Annotated in this window: 15 protein-coding genes; 7 read left to right on the top strand and 8 right to left on the bottom strand. The window is 61.4% G+C overall.

Going from position 1 to position 17,191, the window contains the following annotated elements; genetic code table 11:
• Positions 1 to 9: 9 nt before the first annotated feature.
• Genes folD through FFS68_RS05750 form a run of 6 tightly spaced genes read right to left on the bottom strand, consistent with a single transcriptional unit; the run spans position 10 to position 6,755 of the window.
• Entirely contained in the window at positions 10 to 891 is an 882-nt protein-coding gene (gene folD, locus FFS68_RS05725) for a bifunctional methylenetetrahydrofolate dehydrogenase/methenyltetrahydrofolate cyclohydrolase FolD (protein ID WP_137752243.1), read from the bottom strand.
• 1 nt (position 892) lies between these two features.
• Entirely contained in the window at positions 893 to 1,747 is an 855-nt protein-coding gene (gene purU, locus FFS68_RS05730) for a formyltetrahydrofolate deformylase (protein WP_137752244.1), read from the bottom strand.
• Positions 1,748 to 1,786: 39 nt separating this feature from the next.
• Positions 1,787 to 2,317, bottom strand: a complete 531-nt coding sequence (locus tag FFS68_RS05735) for a sarcosine oxidase subunit gamma family protein (protein ID WP_137752245.1) — start codon at positions 2,315 to 2,317, stop codon at positions 1,787 to 1,789.
• Positions 2,310 to 5,225: a sarcosine oxidase subunit alpha family protein gene (locus FFS68_RS05740; protein ID WP_137752246.1), complete on the bottom strand. Its 2,916-nt coding sequence runs from the start codon at positions 5,223 to 5,225 to the stop codon at positions 2,310 to 2,312. Before FFS68_RS05740 ends, FFS68_RS05735 begins: the two co-directional genes overlap by 8 nt.
• Positions 5,222 to 5,593, bottom strand: a complete 372-nt coding sequence (locus tag FFS68_RS05745; RefSeq protein WP_349290370.1) for a sarcosine oxidase subunit delta — start codon at positions 5,591 to 5,593, stop codon at positions 5,222 to 5,224. Before FFS68_RS05745 ends, FFS68_RS05740 begins: the two co-directional genes overlap by 4 nt.
• The gene (locus tag FFS68_RS05750; protein WP_137752341.1) at positions 5,493 to 6,755 is read right to left on the bottom strand and encodes a sarcosine oxidase subunit beta family protein; all 1,263 of its coding nucleotides are present in this window, start codon (positions 6,753 to 6,755) and stop codon (positions 5,493 to 5,495) included. Before FFS68_RS05750 ends, FFS68_RS05745 begins: the two co-directional genes overlap by 101 nt.
• An 85-nt stretch (positions 6,756 to 6,840) precedes the next feature.
• Here FFS68_RS05750 and FFS68_RS05755 point away from each other — a divergent pair, with 85 nt between their 5' ends.
• Positions 6,841 to 7,812, top strand: a complete 972-nt coding sequence (locus FFS68_RS05755; RefSeq protein ID WP_249340032.1) for a GlxA family transcriptional regulator — start codon at positions 6,841 to 6,843, stop codon at positions 7,810 to 7,812.
• 350 nt (positions 7,813 to 8,162) lie between these two features.
• Here the strand turns inward: FFS68_RS05755 and FFS68_RS05760 are convergent, their stop codons facing one another.
• Positions 8,163 to 8,453: a hypothetical protein gene (locus tag FFS68_RS05760; RefSeq protein ID WP_137752248.1), complete on the bottom strand. Its 291-nt coding sequence runs from the start codon at positions 8,451 to 8,453 to the stop codon at positions 8,163 to 8,165.
• 87 nt (positions 8,454 to 8,540) lie between these two features.
• Entirely contained in the window at positions 8,541 to 10,790 is a 2,250-nt protein-coding gene (locus FFS68_RS05765; protein ID WP_158213750.1) for a TonB-dependent receptor, read from the bottom strand.
• 365 nt (positions 10,791 to 11,155) lie between these two features.
• Between FFS68_RS05765 and FFS68_RS05770 the strand changes: the two genes are divergently transcribed.
• The 6 genes from FFS68_RS05770 to FFS68_RS05795 all read left to right on the top strand — a co-directional run bounded on the left by FFS68_RS05770 (position 11,156) and on the right by FFS68_RS05795 (position 17,171).
• Entirely contained in the window at positions 11,156 to 11,797 is a 642-nt protein-coding gene (locus FFS68_RS05770) for a GntR family transcriptional regulator (protein WP_137752250.1), read from the top strand.
• Positions 11,798 to 11,803: 6 nt separating this feature from the next.
• Positions 11,804 to 13,093 carry an FAD-dependent oxidoreductase gene (locus FFS68_RS05775; RefSeq protein WP_088439630.1) on the top strand — a complete coding sequence of 430 codons (1,290 nt, stop codon included), beginning with the start codon at positions 11,804 to 11,806 and terminating at the stop codon, positions 13,091 to 13,093.
• Positions 13,090 to 14,043: an ornithine cyclodeaminase family protein gene (locus FFS68_RS05780; protein ID WP_088439632.1), complete on the top strand. Its 954-nt coding sequence runs from the start codon at positions 13,090 to 13,092 to the stop codon at positions 14,041 to 14,043. The genes FFS68_RS05775 and FFS68_RS05780 overlap by 4 nt, the downstream gene beginning before the upstream one ends.
• Positions 14,040 to 15,344: an MFS transporter gene (locus FFS68_RS05785; protein ID WP_088439634.1), complete on the top strand. Its 1,305-nt coding sequence runs from the start codon at positions 14,040 to 14,042 to the stop codon at positions 15,342 to 15,344. Before FFS68_RS05780 ends, FFS68_RS05785 begins: the two co-directional genes overlap by 4 nt.
• Positions 15,337 to 16,335, top strand: coding sequence for a membrane dipeptidase (locus FFS68_RS05790; protein WP_088439636.1), 999 nt, complete (start codon positions 15,337 to 15,339; stop codon positions 16,333 to 16,335). The genes FFS68_RS05785 and FFS68_RS05790 overlap by 8 nt, the downstream gene beginning before the upstream one ends.
• 620 nt (positions 16,336 to 16,955) lie before the next feature.
• A complete protein-coding gene (locus FFS68_RS05795) occupies positions 16,956 to 17,171 on the top strand; it encodes a hypothetical protein (RefSeq protein ID WP_137752251.1) in 216 nt (71 codons plus the stop codon).
• Positions 17,172 to 17,191 lie beyond the last annotated feature (20 nt).

Consider the following 17,191-nt stretch of genomic DNA (forward strand, 5'->3'; position numbering starts at 1 on the left):
AGCGATCATTTATCCGGCGCGGATAGACGCCGCACGGCGTGATATGGCGGCCTCAAAGGTGTTGAGCAGCAAGCAGGCGATCGTCATCGGACCGACGCCGCCGGGAACCGGGGTAATTGCCCCGGCAACGCCCGCTGCCTCTTCGAACGCCACGTCGCCGACAAGCCGCTTCTCGCCATCGCTTGACGTGATGCGGTTGATCCCCACATCGATCACGATCGCGCCGGGCTTGATCCATTCGGCGCGCACAAGCCCCGGCTTTCCAACGGCTACCACGACGATGTCGGCGCGCCTGCAGATTGCCGGCAGCCCGACGGTCTTGATGTGCGCCACAGTGACGGTGCAGCCTGCAGAGAGCAAAAGGTCCGCCATTGGCTTGCCTACAATATTCGACATGCCGATGACGATGGCGTCGAGTCCCTCGATATTGGCCCGGACCGTTTCGATCAGAAACATGGCCCCCATTGGCGTACAAGGGATTATCCCGCCTGCACCTGTGACGCGCTCGCCGACATTGGTCGGATGAAAGCCATCGACATCCTTCGCAGGATGCACGGCTTTCAGCACGTTGGTGACATCAATATGCTTGGGCAACGGCAGCTGGATGAGAATGCCGTCGGTTTCCGGGTCTCGGTTCAACCGCTCGATGAGGGCTAGAAGCTCGGCTTCGGCAAGCTGCGCGTCCAGTCTGTGCTCGACCGTGGCGATCCCGACCGCGCGTGCTGCCCGGCTCTTGCTGCGCACATAGGTATGGCTGGCCGGATCATCTCCGACCAGGACGACCGCGAGGCACGGTACGATACCGGTCGTGGCGAGCACCTCGACCTTGGCCTTGAGCTCGCCGTTAAGGCGACGCGCAAGCGCGGTTCCGTCGATCAGCGCCGCTGCCATTTCAGTCGCGAAAAACCACGGTGGTCGATCCGTTGAGTAGCGCCCGACCTTCGAGATGGAACGATAGCGCCCGCGCCAGCACCCGGCGCTCGATATCGCGCCCTTTTCGAACCAGGTCGTCCGGACTGTCCGAGTGACAGACGCGCTCGACATCCTGTTCGATGATCGGCCCTTCGTCGAGGTCCGCGGTAACATAGTGCGCCGTTGCGCCAATCAGTTTGACGCCGCGGCTGTGCGCCTGATGATAGGGCTTTGCGCCCTTGAAACCCGGCAGGAAGCTGTGGTGGATATTGATGCAGCGCCCGGACAGATAGACCGACATATCGTCCGACAATATCTGCATGTAACGGGCGAGAACGACCAGATCGACGCGTTCAGTCTCGATCAGCTCGCGGATCTGACGCTCTTGATCGGCCTTCGTTTCTTTTGAGACTGGCAAATGATGAAAGGGTATCGACCCGAAATCAGCAGGGCCAAACGTCACGCGCGGATGGTTCGACACAATGCCGACAATATCCATCTTCAGCTCACCAATACGCCAGCGATAGAGGAGGTCGACCAGGCAATGATCGAATTTGGACACGAGCAGCAGAACGCGCTGCCGCGCCGTGTCCCGGCGCAGTTCCCACTGCATTTCCAGTTCGTCTGCTAGCGCGGCAAGATCCGTGTGCAGCGCCGCCTCGCTTGCGGGTGCGAGGTCGAACACAACGCGCATGAAGAAATTGGCCGTGGTCGTGTCATCATATTGATCGGCTTCGAGGATGTCGCCATTCGCACGAAAGATGGCGGTCGATATCTTCGAGACGATCCCCCGCTGATTGGGACACGAGATCGTGAGGATGAATTTCTCGGTCATATTGCCTTCGTTTCGAACCAGAGAGAAGAAAAAGCGGCGCTATCGCCCAATCGGGACGCCTTCGGCCGCTGCGGCCGTGCGGAGCCAGTGCCAGAAGCTGCCTGCAAAGCTGCGCGGCACAGCAACCGCGATCGTGTTGGGGGACGCACGCCACGCAATGACGTTGATATACCCGATCACGCTGCACACGCAGGCACCGACGGAGGCCAACGTGGCTTCGAGATCTACGAAAATGCCCTTCTGCAGGACGGTCATCGCCGCCGGTCCGTCGAGCTTCAGGAAAGCAAACCCATCGCCCTGATCAAAGGTCGCTGCCGCATCGCCGAGATCGGGGAACGCGCCGTCGCATAGCGATAGCCAGGTTCCGGGTCCGATTTGCAACATTGTGACGGCGGGCGTGTTGCGGGCGAAGCGCCCCAGAACTTCTGCAACGGTGCCCTCTTCGCCGCGGTACGCCATGGTCACGACGGTTCGGGCCGCAGGCCAGGCCGCCACCTGCACACCAACCAAATCGATGGCGCCCAGATCCTCCAGCATCGGATCAAAGGCGGAAGGGCGACGATCAGGCACGAAGACGCTCTCCTGCTGCGTCGAAGAAGACAGGATTACAGACCTCAACCTCGATGCGGGTTCCCCGCATCGGCGACGCGGCGACGATTACTTCGCCAATGCGCTGCGGGCCGTGCGCCAGAACGCCAAGGGCAATCCATTGATCGAATACGCCGGAATAGGCCACCGACGTCACATGACCCTGGCTTTCGCCCGCAACATGTGCGGCTCCGCTGCGAAACAAATGCGAGCCGGCGCTGAGCCGCTGGGTAGGATCGACCGGTTTCAACCCAACAAGGGCTTGCCGACCCGGATCGACAAGCATCGGTCGCTCCGCCATCGCGCGGCCGATAAAATCCTTTTTCCTGGACAGCATCCGCCCGAGACCCAGGTCGTGCGCGGTCACCTGTCCATTCAGGTCACCGCCCGCAACATGCCCCTTTTCGATGCGTAAAATGCCGAGCGCTTCGAGACCATAAGGTGTGCATCCATAAGTCTGCCCCAGCCGTGCAAGCGTACGAACGAGGGCGTCGCCGTGATTGGTCGGGACCGCAATTTCATAGGCGAGCTCTCCCGAAAAACTCAGGCGGAAAAGGCGCATTGGAATGCCGTCCCAGGTCCCGGCAACTGCGCCCATGAACGGAAAGGTCTCGTTGGACAGGTCGATATCCGGCAACAAATCCTGCAGGAGGGCGCGCGATTGCGGACCGGCAACCGCGATCTGCGCCCAGCTCTCCGTCACCGAGCAAGCGTGGGCTCGGAGGTCGGGCCAGATGACCTGCAGCGCGAAATCGACATGGCGCATCACGGCCACGGCATTCACCGTCGTGGTGGTGATCACGTAACGGCTTTCGTCAAGGCGCGCGACGGTTCCATCGTCAAAGACGAAACCATCCTCGCGCAGCATCAACCCGTATCGGCATTTTCCGACCGGCAGCGTCGACATCATATTGGCGTAAAGACGATCGAGCAGCAGTGCTGCGTCGGGGCCTTCGACTTCGATTTTTCCGAGCGTCGACACGTCGCAGATTCCGACCGCAGACCGCACCGCCTTCGCCTCACGAACCGCACTCGCCAGCCAATCCGCATCGCCCGCCCGGGTAAACCATTGGGCGCGCTTCCAGAGGCCAGCATTGACGAAGCTCGCGCCATTTTCTGCTGCCCAGCAATGTGTCGGTGTCAGCCGTACCGGCTTGAGATGCTCGCCGCGGTGCATGCCCGCCAGAGCTCCGATCGCAACCGGCGTGTGCGGCGGACGCGCTGCAATCGTGCCGACGGCGGCCATTTCGACACCGCGATGCTGCGCAAGTACGGCATGCCCGAGAACCTGTCCCGCCTTGCCTTGGTCGGTGGCCATGCCAAGTGTCGTATAGCGTTTGAGATGCTCGACCGAGCGATAGCCTTCGCGGTCGGCAAGCAGGATGTCCTCGACCGTGACATCGTGCTGGAAGTCGACAAAGACCTTCTGGCCGATTGCCCTGACGACATGAGGCGAAGCCTGCGCAGACGTTCCGATGGGCGGCATGCTCGACGCAGGGCTCATAACGCGTGCCGCTGCAGCTTCGCCGCTCGCGAGCGCGTCCGTCAGGGTCAGGGCGCCGTCGGCGGCGCCGGCGAACATCATGCCATCGGAAAGCTTTTCCTGGCGGAAGGCCTGGAGGCTTTCGTTCCAGTCAGGGCGGTTACCCAGATGACTAGCGAAGCCGATATTCGGGTTCCAGCCGCCAGCCATACCGAGAAGGTCGACAGCAATACGCTCTACGCCGCCGTCGTAACGTCGCACTTCGATCGCTGTCAGGCTCTTGCCGAAGGTCCGAACGATTTCCCCAGAGATGGCGGGCGCAAACGCCAGAGACCGTCCCGGTTGGCGGCGCGCATCGATGACGGCCGCCACATCGACACCGGCAGCGGCAAGGTCGGCTGCCACTTCATATCCGGTGTCACAAACAGTGAAGATTGCGGCACGCTTACCGGGCGCGACGGCATATCGATTGATATAAGTCTGGATCGCCGATGCCATCATTACGCCCGGGCGGTCATTGCCGCCGAACGCGATCGGCCGTTCGGTCGCGCCCGTGGCAAAAATTGCCTGCGCCGCCACGATCTTCCAGTAACGCTGGCGCGGCCGCCCGATGGCTGCCCCCGGCAAATGGTCCGACACGCGCTCGACCGCGGCGAAGCTTTTATCGTCATATGCACCGAACAAGGATGTGCGCGTGAGGATTGTTACCCGTTCATTCGCAACCAGTTCCTTGAGTGCAGCGTCTGCCCAGGCCGTGCCCAACTCGCCGTCGACCTTGTAGCGCTGCGAAAGCAGGCGACCACCGACCCGGCTGTCATTCTCGATCAGCAGAACGCGAAGTCCCCCGCGCGCCGCACACAATGCCGCCGACAACCCGGCCGGCCCCGAGCCGACGACAAGCAGGTCGGTAAAGGCATGACTACGATCATAAGTATCGGGATCAGGATCGCCGCTAAGGCGCCCCAGTCCCGCGGCGCGACGGATCAGCGGCTCATAAAGTTTTTCCCAAAGGGCCGCCGGCCACATGAACGTCTTGTAATAGAAGCCAGCCACAAAAATTCTCGACAACAGCCCATTGATCGCCATCAGGTCGAAGTTCGGGCTGGGCCAGCAATTCTGGCTATATGCTTCGAGACCGTCGAACAGTTCCACCGAGGGCGCCCGGCAATTGGGCTCGGCACGCGCGCCGCTCCCCAGCGTCACCAGCGCATTGGGTTCGTCGATCCCGTCGGTCAAAATCCCGCGTGCGCGGTGATATTTGAACGACCGCCCGACGATTTTGACGTCATGAGCAATAAGCGCCGAGGCCAGCGTATCCCCCGAAAATCCTGTCAGCGTCCGCCCATTGAACCGAAACGCGATCGGTTTGCCCCGGTCGATAAGGCCTCCGGCCGGCAGCCTCGTCACCGCCCCTGCTCCGACGCCAGTGTCACCGACAAGAATTTGTGCGTGCGGGTGTCGCGTTCCACGAGCAACCAACTTCGGCACGCTGCAGCATGATACCAATGCTCTTTCTGCGGTCCGGCGGGATTGATCCGTCCATAGACATAGCCCGTTGCTGCGGCGGTACCTGCGTCATATTCCGGGCGTGTGGGGGTGGCTTCTCCCCGAAAGTAGAATTCGCTGCTGTCGCGCGGGCCGCAATGCGGACAAGAGATGATCATCGCGGCAACCTCACTGCAGATTTGCCTGGGCGCCAGCGCCCTTTTCGTCGAGGAGTTGCCCGCTCGCAAAACGATCGAGCCGATAATGTGCCGCGACGGGATGCGGCGCATCGCGGGCGAGCAGATGCGCGAAACACCAACCTGATGCCGGCGTCGCCTTGAACCCGCCGTAACACCAGCCACCGTTGAGATAGAGACCGGGCACTGGCGTCCGATCGATGATGGGCGAGCCGTCGAGCGTCATGTCCATGATGCCCCCCCACGACCGCAACACGCGGGCGCGCCCGACCATCGGCATGATGGCCATCGCCTCCTCGCAAACATCTTCGACGATCGGCAGATTGCCCCGTTGGGCGTAGCTGTTGTAGCCGTCGAGGTCGCCGCCGAAGACCAGCCCGCCCTTGTCGGACTGGCTGATATAAAAATGTCCGGCCCCAAAGGTGATAACGCCCGGGATGACCGGCTTTAGGCCTTCGCTCACAAAAGCCTGAAGCACATGACTTTCGATCGGCAAGCGCAAATCCGCGAACGATGCAACACGCGATGTATTTCCAGCAACCGCCATTCCCACTTTGCCCGCAAGGATCTTGCCGCGGCTCGTTTCTACGCCGGTGACCCGTCCGCTCGGGTCGCGAACGAAACCGGTGACTTCGCAGTTTTGAATGATGTCAACGCCGCGATCCGACGCGGCGCGCGCAAAGCCCCACACGACGCCATCATGCCGCGCGGTGCCCGCGCGCTTCTGGAGCAAGCCCCCGAAAATGGGGAAGCGCGCATTGTCGAAGTCCAGAAACGGCGCCATTCGGCGGACTTCCGCCGGGCCGAGTAAGTCGGCATCGACGCCGTGGAGGCGCATCGCATTACCACGCCGCTCGAACGCGTCGCGCTGCTCGTCGGAATGGCACAGGTTCAAGATGCCGCGCTGGCTGACCATCGCATTATAATTGAGGTCTTGCTCAAGGCCCTCCCACAGCTTCAGCGAATGCTCGTAGAAGGGAATATTGCCGGGCAGGAGATAATTTGACCGAATGATCGTCGTATTGCGACCAGCATTGCCGCCGCCGATCCAGCCCTTTTCGATGACGGCGACACTCGTGACCCCGAATATTTTCGCCAGGTAATAGGCGGTGGCAAGTCCGTGCCCCCCGCCACCGATCACGACCACATCGTAGCGATCCTGCGGCGCCGCATCGCGCCAAGCCGGCTGCCAGCCCCGGTGACCGGTGAGCGCTTGGCGGGCGAGCGTGAACAGGGAATAATGTTGCCGTTCCATCGAAGGCCGGCTTACGCCTTGCCAAAGAAGACCGCATGCCTCATACCGACGCTTCCTTATCCTGTAGCGACATGGGTTTTGAATTTTGACGACCCGGCTCGGCTTCCTGCTCATCGACGGTTTTGCCCTGATGTCGTACGCGCCGGTGATCGAGCCTTTTCGCGCCGCCAACCGGCTTTCCGGTGAAACACATTACAGCTGGCGCCACTATTCGGTTGATGGCGCGCCAGCGCTCGCTTCGACGGGCACTCCGCTGGCGGTCGATGGTCCGGTCGATGCAATCGAAGATACCGACATGCTTTTTGTATGCGCGGGAGGAAATCCAGCGCTGTTCGATGACGCGAACACATTCGCCCAGCTTCGCCGCGCATCGCGTTTCGGTGTGCAGTTGGCCGGCGTATCTGGAGGCCCTTTCATCCTGGCAAAGTCAGGCCTTCTCGACGGGTACCGCTGCACCGTTCACTGGGAACATGAAGCAGCTTTTCTTGAGACTTTCACGGCCCCGCGGCTTGAGCGCGGTCTTTTCGTCATCGATCGCGACCGGATAACCTGCGCCGGTGGATTGGCCGGGCTTGATCTGGCGGTCGCGCTGATTTCCCAGGAGCTTGGCGCTGGCTTGGCCCGCCGTGTCAGCGACTGGTATATCCAATCGGAACAGCGTGAGGGAGGCGGCGCGCAGCGGGCGAGCCCCGGGCAGCGCTACCGCGTCTCCAGCAGTGCTCTCGCGCGCGCCTTGGCAGAGATGGAAGACAATCTTGGCGAACCAGTTGACCGCCGAGCGCTGGCCGCAGCCGCCAACATCTCGGTCCGGCAATTGGAGCGCCTGTTTTCGGCGCAACTCGGAACGACCATAGCGGCACATGACCTGGCGTTGCGGCTCGAAAGATCGCGCCGTTTGTTGGTCGAGACCACGATGGCGATTACCGACGTTGCGACGGCGTCAGGCTTCGCAAGTGCCAGCCATTATTCGAGAGAATTCAAGCGGCGATACTCCACGCCGCCGTCGTCCGCCCGCGTCAGATCGATCGCGAAGTCTATTGCTCACGCGGATCAGTGAGAATTGGAGTACGCTCATGGCCGGCACGAGACGGTCCGGTCGTCGGCACAAAGTGGAGAGAAGCGGACATTCGCTTTGCTTGAGAGGTTCTTCTACGACGAGTTAACAAAGCGGCATTAGATGGTAGGCCAGATTGCCGCGATCATCGCGCACGCCGCCTCAACGTTAGCGATACGTCGAGCCGGATTATCAGATATTCGTGTCGGAACCAGCGGCCAAATTCGCCGAGCGCTGCGTTGGGATATGCCTTTGCAGGTTGTGGATTGCGGGTAGTATGAAGAGTAGCTGTGTTTATACTCGATGCGCGGCCCGAAGGTCGCTTCATCGTCTTCAAATCACGCTTTGGCGGATCATGCTGCATCGCTAGACGAAACGGAGCGGCCCATATAATCAACAAGGCTGACCGAATGGACGGCAGGGTTTCGTTCAAGCTGGGCAATCAGCCGTGATGGCAGAGGGGCCGTCCTGCTATCGAGTAAGATAACGATCCGCTGCGATTTGTCGTCACGGTCGATCGTCAGATCGACCATAGGCTCCTTGTTTGCGCTCACTTGCTTCAGGAGCGGGGCAATCACTTCAGGCGAAGGCTCCGCTTCAATATGGAACGAAACCAAATGCTCTCGTGGACATTTGGCTGCCATTGCGAAACTCCTTGACCCATATTGCGCAAATAGGCCGCCGGGTGCCACCGGCTGCGGCTTTCGACATCAGCCGCAGCCTTCACAGAATTAGTAACGAACCGTCAATTCCAGGCCGATCGTCCGCGGCGTGACGACTTCTACCTGGGTCATGGGTGTGAGTGAGAACGGGTAGAAATTGCGGTTCGTCCGGCCACGGCTTCCGCCGAGATTTTCCGCAAATACTTCTACCGACCATTGATCGGCATTCACGCCCAGACGGGCATTGACGATCGTATAGGCCGGCAGGCGGCTGTTCGCAGCCAGCGTCGGATTAAAGCGCGTGTTGCGGTCGCCGGTGTTCTGCACGCTAAGGAACGCAAAGCCCTCGAGCGTTTTGGACAGCGCATGCGTATAGTCGATCGAGCCGTTGAATTGCCATTTGGGCACGAAGGGCGCCCGGTCTCCTTCCCGGCCACCAACAAAGCTCAGATCTTCGGTCAGCTTGCTGTCGGTGTACCCCAGGCCGCCGCGCAGTGTCAGCCCTTCGGCGGGCCGGATGATCGTCTCAAGCTCGGTGCCCGTGATGTCGAGGCCCCCAGCGTTGACGAAGACGTTGAAACCGCATCCCAATTGCGCAGTGACCTGCGGGTTCTTCCACTTGATCTTGTAGGCGGACACATTGACCGTAAGCGCCCGGTCGAACCAGCTGGTTTTGGCGCCGACTTCATAATTCCACAAGCTGTCAGACTTGAAGCTGTCGGGAGCGGCGCTCAGGCCGCGCGCCGCGAGATCGGCTGCGCAGGTCGTGGCGGGGACCGGTTCGTTGGTACCGCCGAGCCGGAACCCCTTCGCCGCCTGCGCATAGACCATATGATCGCGGTCGAATTCATAGGCGAGGTTGAACTTGGGGTTGAACCCGTTTTCCTTGTTCCGGAAGGGAAAGGTGCCGGTGTTAGGATCCGCGAAGATGCCTGCGAACTGGACGATAGAGCTCTGTTTCGCGTCGAAGTAACGACCGCCAACCGTGGCCTTGAGTTTGTCGCCGATCGGCACGACGATTTCGCCGAACAACGCGATCTGCCGTTCTTTCAGATTGATGTCGCTGGCGAACAGCTGGTCACGATTCGCCCCGAATGCCGGGCTGCTGAAACCGCCCGCCGCATCGACGCCCGCCACAGTCAGGTCCTGATCAAAGTGGTTGCGCTTGTTTTCGTAAAAAGCGCCCACGGTCCACTGTACCGGCGAGCTCGATTTGGACGACAGGCGAAATTCGCCGCTATAATCGCGCTGGTCCGCATTGTTGCCGATCACCCCGAGCGGCAAATTGCGATAGGTCGGCGCCACGAAACTGACGAAGGTGCCAGTTTCGATCAGATAGCCCAGGTCCTTCTTGCGATAGGACCCGACCAGCGTGACGTCGAACGGGTCGAGTTCCTGGTTGACCGTCAGCGAGGCGATAAGATTGCGGTCGACATAAGGCTCGTTCACCGCGACCGTCGTGTTCAGATACCCCGCCTCCTCGGCATAGACACTACGCGCAGCATGACGGGATTTCTGATAGGAGACAAAACTGTCGATCGTTGTGTCGGCACTCGGCGTAAAGCGCGCGGCGATCCGTCCGCCCTTGCTCACTTCGCTGTTCACATTGTCCTCGCCGGTCACGACATTGTCGATGAAGCCGGCGTTATGCTTGTAGAAACCGACCGCGCGGATCGCGAATTTATCCTGTACGACAGGGATGTTGACCATCGCGTCGATCGTACGCGTCGTGCCGCCATGGTCGATGCCCGCCAGCTGGCCTTTGGCGCTCGCTTCGAAATCGCCGGCGTCAGGCTTTCTGGTGATCAGGCGAATGGCTCCAGCCATCGAACCCGCACCATATAAGGTGCCCTGCGGCCCGCGCAGCACCTCGACGCGCTCAAGGTCATAGAGCTTGAGGTTGGGGCTGAAGCGCTGGACCGCGATCGGCGTCTCGTCGATGTAGAGCCCGACCGTCTCCTTGATCTCGGCCTGGTCCTGATTAACGGGTCCGGTCGTGACCCCGCGCACGACGACCTGCGTGTTGGCGCGATTTCCGGTCAACGACAGACCGGGGGTCTGCCCGGCAAATTCTTCGATCGAGTCGGCACCAAGCTTCGACAATTCCTCCGAACCAAGCGCACGAATGCTTGTCGGGACATCTTGGACGGTCTCCGAGCGCTTGCGTGCGGTCACCACGATTTCGTTGCCGCTGGCTTCGCCCACCGCCTCATCGGCGGCTGGAGCAGCCCCCTGCGCCTGAGCCAGCGCGTGCGAGCCATGCATGCTGATGAAGCCGACGGTCAGCATCAGCACGGCGCGGTTTGAGAATGAAGCCACGGGGTCCCCCTTTTTCGATTTCCAACGGTGTTTTCGATGACATGTCATTATTGTGTATTTTATCCAATATCAACGAGAATCTTTGTCGACGTCGAAGCACGGACATGCCTGCGCGGATGGAGAGCGCATTAAAATTTCAAATGGATTCGATCTATATATTTGATATTAATGTATAATATCTCGACCTCACACTCGCCTCCGCCCGACAGAGCAATTTTAGGAATGGAGATTTTATCCAATTGAACTTTCACGCCCTTAGCTGTATCAAAAGTGAAGAGACTGCCTTCCGGCATCCTCACGGGTCATTTTCGGGCAAGGATATGATGGACACTCTCGTCAAACGGCCGACTGGCAAGCTTCGCCGTATGACGGTTGCCGACTCGGCGACCGACGAAATGCGGCGCCGGATACTCGCGGGCGAACTTGCCGACGGAACACCTGTTCGGCAGGACGCGCTGGCGGAAGAACTCGGCAGCAGCCGCATTCCGATCCGCGAGGCGTTATCGCGCCTCGAAGCCGAAGGCCTGGTAGCGAGCTACCCGCATCGCGGATATGTCGTGACGGCGCTGTCGCGCGACGAGATCAAGGAGTTGTTCGAGCTGCGCGCGATGCTCGAGCCCGAACTGCTTCGCGTCGCCATCCCCCGGATGACCGAGGAGCATTTTGCGGAAGCACAGGCCGTGCTCGATCAATATACCGCCAATCTCGATAGCGAGGACGTCCATTTATGGGGTGAGCTCAACACCCGCTATCATCTGGCGCTTTATGCGGCATCGGAGCGGCGCAAGACGATCGAAATCGTCCGCAGCCTGCTGGTCAACACCGACCGCTATACACGGCTCGTCATCACGCTCGACCACGGCGTCGACAGCGCCAAGGATGACCATGGCGGCCTGCTGGATCTGTGCCGGCGCGGCGCAATCAACCAGGCGGTCGCGTTGACACGCGACCATATCCAGCGCGCCGAGGCTGGACTGCTCGACATGCTCGACAATCAGGCTCCCTGACGCATCATGACATCACAGAAAATAATCGATGTCGCCGTCGTCGGGGGCGGCATCATCGGCATCGCATCGGCGCTTGCGCTGCAGGCCACTGGCCGCTCGGTCGTCTTGATCGACCGTAGCGAACCCGGTGGCGGCTGTTCGGCAGGTAATGCGGGTGTGATCGCCACCTCGTTTGTCCTGCCGCTGGCGAGCGTCGCGCATATTCTTGCGGCACCGCGTATGCTCCTGAGCGCCACTGGCCCGCTATCGATGCCCCTGCAACACACGGGACATTATGCTTCATGGATGTACCGTTTCGCACGAGCGGCGACGCCGAAACGTCGGCTTCATGCGATCGCGTTGCTGAAACTGCTCAACGGCCGGGCCCTTGTCGCATGGCGCGATCTGTTGGGTCCGGGCCTTGCGGCTCAGTTCTTGCGCGAGAAAGGCATGCTCGACATCATTCGCGCAGATCGCCCCACGAAGAAACTATGGGCACACGCCGAAGCGCTCGCGTCAGAAGGCATCGCGCTCGATCGGCTTTCTCCCGACGAGGTTGCGGATCTTGAGCCATCGCTCACGCGGCGAATAAGCGCCGGCGTTCTGCACCGGGATGTTGCCCATGTGACCAATCCGCTGGACCTCTCGCGCGCTTTGGTGACCCGCTTTCGGACCGGCGGCGGCGAGGTGCTCCAGCGCGATGTCTCCACCGTGGCGCCTGAAGGCGACGCGGTTGCGATCCGCTGCGCCGATGATCGAATTCTGGCGGGCAAGGCGCTGATCGCGGCAGGCTGGTGGTCGCGCCAGCTCGTCGAGCCGCTAGGCCTCGCCTGCCCGCTGCGGGCCGAGCGCGGCTATCATGTCATGCTGCCCGGCAACGCCGATCTTCTCGGCAGGCCGGTGTCGTTTCATGAGGAGTCCTTCCTTGCCACCCCCATGTGGGGCGGGCTCCGCCTCGCCGGAACCGTCGAGCTGGCCCCGCCGTCCGCCAAACCGGATTGGCGGCGCGCGGATATGCTGCCCGATCTTGCCGAAGCCTATCTCCCGCCGCTCGACCGCGAGGGCAGCTTGCGCTGGATGGGCAGCCGGCCGTCGTTCGCCGACTCGCTGCCGGCGATCGGGATCGTGCCCGCCGCGCCGAACATCCTCTACGCATTCGGCCATCAGCATCTCGGGCTGACCCAGGCGGCGGTGACCGCAGAATATATTCGCGAACTGATCGCTGGCTCGGCGCCCGCTAATATCGAAAACTTCTCTCTCGCCCGGTTCGGCAGGGCTTCTGCACGCGCATTCGCAGACCAGGAGCTGGCAGCATGAAGCTCCTCGACGACCGACAGATCCTTGCGCTCGCGCTCCCCGACGAACTGATCGATGCCATCGAACATGCCTTTGCCAGCCCATTTGGCGCACCCCAGCGGATGCATTGCCACTTGCCGGGCGATGACAACGCAACCTTGCTAATCATGCCAGCATGGCAATCGCGCAGCGAACTCGGGGTCAAGATCGCGACGGTTGTGCCGGACAATTCGGTCAAAGGGCTTCCGACGATCAACGGCATCTACCTTCTGCTCGACGGCGATACCGGCATCCCGCAGGCCATATTGGATGCGCCTGCGCTGACTGCCTTGCGCACCGCCGCCGTCTCGGCCGTCGCGTCGCGTCACCTCTCACGCCCCGACGCGCAGTCGCTGTTGCTCGTCGGAACGGGTGCCTTGATTCCGCATCTCGCCCGCGCGCATGCCGCTGTCCGCCCCCTCGAACGCATCATGATCTGGGGCCGGAATCCCGACAAGGCGCGGCGCGCTGCGGATATGCTCTCCGGCGTGGCGGATCGGATCGAGGCCGTCTCCGATCTCGCGCGTCATGTTGCGAAGGCCGACATCATCAGCTGCGCGACGCTCAGCCGCGTCCCGCTAGTCGAAGCCGACTGGGTCGTCCCGGGTACACACATCGATCTCGTCGGGAGCTTCGCGCCGGATATGCGCGAAGCCGATAGCGACCTCTTCGCGCGCGGCCGCCTCGTGGTGGATACGCAGACCGCGCTTCGAGAAAGCGGTGACCTTATCGAGCCTTTGCGCCGGGGTCATATCGCCGATCCTGCCGTGGACCTTGCTGCATTGCTGGGCGACGCCCGCCTGGGGCGCCGGCATGACGCGGACATCACGATCTTCAAGTCCGTCGGGACCGGGCTCGCGGATATTGCTGCCGCCCGATATCTTCTGGCGAAGTCCGAGGCGGCAAACCGGACGATGGAAGTTCAGGCATGACTGGCACCCCGATGACATACCCGCCGAGAGAGCAAGCCTGGTGGATGGTTGCCGTCTTCTGCTTCGCCGGCTTCATATCCTATACGCACCGGCTGATCCTGAGCGTGCTGGTCGACCCGCTCCAGATCGACCTCGGCATCGGCGACGCCAGCATCAGCCTGCTGCAGGGGGCGGCCTTTGCCATCATCTACGTTCTGGCGGGACTGCCGCTCGGACGGCTGGCCGACCGTGGCCGCCGCCGCCGTATCCTGATCGGCGGCGCGCTGATCTGGTGTACCGGGTCGATCCTGTGCGGTCTCGCGCCGGGCTTCTGGACCCTGTTCGCCGCCCGCGCGGTTGTCGGTATCGGCGAAGCCGCGCTGGCCCCCGCCGCAGCGTCGATGATCGGCGACGCCTTTCCTCCGCATCAGCGTGGCACCGCAATCGGCGTGTTCTTCATGGGCATGGTGGTGGGCGGACCGGCGGCGGTCGGGATCGGCGGCGTCCTGCTGGGAGCGGCGCAAGACGGTGCGTTTCTGGCCGTCCCGTTGCTCGGCACCCTTGCGCCCTGGCGGATCGTGCTGATCCTGATCGGGGTGAGCGGGCTCCTCGTGCCGATCCTTTTGCTGACTGTACGCGAGCCCCAACGGTTGGAAGCGATTGAGCAAGCCCCACTTTCCCACGTCATCGCGCGGCTTGCCTCGGACCGTCTGGTCCTCGGTACATTGCTGATCGCGATCGCGCTGCTTTCGGTTGGCGACTATGGCCTGTTGTCCTGGGTGCCATCCGTTCTCTCCCGCCTGTTCTTGTGGAAGCCGGAGCAGATTGGTTCGATTTTTGGCCTTGTCACCGCCATCGCCGGTATCTTTGGTGCGTTGCTCGGCGGTGTGCTCTCCGATCTTTTCGCGCGACGCGGCGGCGTGCGCGGAAGGCTTGGCTTCAGCATGGCGGCGGCGTCTCTTGCAGGTGTTGGCGCCCTGCTCGTTGCAGCGCCGCATCCCGCGTTGGTGCTGCTCGGCCTGGGTCTGTGGACTTTATGCTCGGCGATCGCGGCAACCGCGGGCGTCGCGGCGCTTCAGGACGTCATTCCCGGCGACCTGCGCGGTATCGGCATGTCACTTGTGGCATTCTGCAACACTCTCCTCGGCCTGGGCATGGGGCCTACGGCTGTTGCCTTGGTCACCGAGCGCGGGTTCGGCAATCCTCTGGCAGTCGGTTATTCGGTGGCCTGCATCGTCGTGCCGGCGGCGATGCTGTCGATCGGACTATTCCATATGTCGCGTAGCGCACTGTTGCATAAACGAGGAGGACGCGATGGCTGAAACGACGAACCCGCTGCCACGCGGAATCCCGCAAGACGCGATGGTGTGGGACAATCACGCCTGCATGCCGCTGCGGCCCGGCGATGATGCCTTTCTCGATCAGCTCGCGCGATGCCGTGATGCCGGTTTGACCGCGATTTCGCTGAATGTCGGTTTCGGCGATCAAGGCATTGCCGAACATGTCCGCATGCTCGGTCATTTCCGTTCGTGGCTCGCAGCGCGGCCCGACGACTATATGCTGATTGGGTCTGCTCAAGATCTTCGCGATGCGAAGGCGAGCGGCAGGCTGGCTGTGCATTTCGACATCGAGGGCATGAATGCACTGGGCGAACAGGCGAGTCTCGTTCACCTATATTACGACCTTGGTGTCCGCTGGATGCTGATCGCCTATAACCGCAACAATCCGGCGGGCGGCGGATGCCTTGACGACGACGGCGGGCTGACCGCGTTCGGACGCGAAGTGATCGGCGAGATGAACCGCGTCGGCATGACGCTGTGCTGCACGCATACCGGTTATCGCACCGCGCGCGAAGCGATCGACCTGTCAGCCGATCCGGTGATCTTCTCCCACTCAAATCCACGCGCGCTGTGGGACAATCCGCGCAACATCCCCGACGACCTGATGCGCGCCTGTGCGGCGCGTGGCGGCGTGATCTGCCCGAGCGGCATCGGCATCTTCCTCGGCGACAATGACAACAGCACGGAAACCTTCGTCCGGCATATCTTGCATGCGCTCGATGTGGTTGGCGAAGATCATGTCGGGATCGGCCTCGATTATGTATTCGACCCCGCCGAACTCGACGAATATGTCACCGCCAACCCCGCCCTTTTCCCAAGCAAAGGGCAATATGGCGCGGGCATGAAAATGATTGCGCCGTGGCGTCTTCCTGAAATTTGCGACGCGTTGCGCGACCGGGGAGTAAGCGATCCAACTCTTTGCAAGCTGCTCGGCGGCAATCTTTTGCGGATAGCCGATCGAGTATGGCGCTGACCTGATGCCATCGTTGTGATCTCTGGTGCGGCCCCCTTTAATACTTGATCACCGCAGGGATAGTTGGCCGATTGCGGTCGGACAGCTTGCAAACACGAGTAGTGAAAAGCAGACGTGCCGGCGATCATTCAATCGCATGTAACTGCGACGCGTTCCGGACTCGACGCTGCCTCTTGCCGACGGGATCGCGGCCATAGGCGCCGGTATTGCGGCGCCACGCACAAGCCAATCCGACGCAAAGACGTGAAACGAAACTTTGTACCGTTATGAACCGGATCGTGGCCGACGTGATTGCAAAACCGCAATATTTGGTTCAAATATGCAAATGGTTCAACGAAACCAGACGCTATTCTCGCGCTATTCGAACGCGGAGGGGGACTTGGAATATAAATGTGCGGCTCGTTCGGGCCACACCCTGAAGAATGAAGAAAGCGGTCGCGGTCAATTGATCGGGGCCGTTGTAAATGCACGCGAAAGCAATCATTTCTTTAATCTTGAAGGCTATCGATCGCCGCCATTGCACGGGCTACCCTGGCAGCAACGGTGTCCGAGCAACCTTGACGCAGGCTCGGCATTGCGCATAGGGGCCACGCCGTGGCTATTGACTCAGGAGTCGAAAGATGAACTTCTTCGAGCAGAAACGGGGGGCCACAGCAACTATGTCGCAAGATACAACTGCACGGCAGCTCACACCGACGACATCGCAGCACTCGGTCGAACTGTGCGATGTCCGTCTCGACCTTCAATTGTCGCGCGAAACCTTGTCGCGCATGAGCGAGGTCGATCACCGCACGACGCGCGCCTTCACCACGGCTACCCGGTTCGCCTTTCGCTGATCCGTGCGGCATCGCCTGCC

Origin of the sequence: Sphingopyxis sp. L1A2A (genome assembly GCF_005502465.1) — a bacterium.
Taxonomy (GTDB): domain Bacteria; phylum Pseudomonadota; class Alphaproteobacteria; order Sphingomonadales; family Sphingomonadaceae; genus Sphingopyxis.

Bases quoted from the DNA above. Each gene is read 5' to 3' on its own strand.
- FFS68_RS05780 (WP_088439632.1), top strand. From the start codon at position 13,090: ATGAAGCTCCTCGACGACCGACAGATCCTTGCGCTCGCGCTCCCCGAC.
- FFS68_RS05785 (WP_088439634.1), top strand. From the start codon at position 14,040: ATGACTGGCACCCCGATGACATACCCGCCGAGAGAGCAAGCCTGGTGG.
- folD (WP_137752243.1), bottom strand. From the start codon at position 891: ATGGCAGCGGCGCTGATCGACGGAACCGCGCTTGCGCGTCGCCTTAAC.
- FFS68_RS05770 (WP_137752250.1), top strand. From the start codon at position 11,156: ATGACGGTTGCCGACTCGGCGACCGACGAAATGCGGCGCCGGATACTC.
- FFS68_RS05750 (WP_137752341.1), bottom strand. From the start codon at position 6,755: ATGGAACGGCAACATTATTCCCTGTTCACGCTCGCCCGCCAAGCGCTC.
- FFS68_RS05760 (WP_137752248.1), bottom strand. From the start codon at position 8,453: ATGGCAGCCAAATGTCCACGAGAGCATTTGGTTTCGTTCCATATTGAA.
- FFS68_RS05790 (WP_088439636.1), top strand. From the start codon at position 15,337: ATGGCTGAAACGACGAACCCGCTGCCACGCGGAATCCCGCAAGACGCG.
- FFS68_RS05775 (WP_088439630.1), top strand. From the start codon at position 11,804: ATGACATCACAGAAAATAATCGATGTCGCCGTCGTCGGGGGCGGCATC.
- FFS68_RS05795 (WP_137752251.1), top strand. From the start codon at position 16,956: ATGAACTTCTTCGAGCAGAAACGGGGGGCCACAGCAACTATGTCGCAA.
- purU (WP_137752244.1), bottom strand. From the start codon at position 1,747: ATGACCGAGAAATTCATCCTCACGATCTCGTGTCCCAATCAGCGGGGG.
- FFS68_RS05745 (WP_349290370.1), bottom strand. From the start codon at position 5,593: ATGCGCCGCATCCCGTCGCGGCACATTATCGGCTCGATCGTTTTGCGA.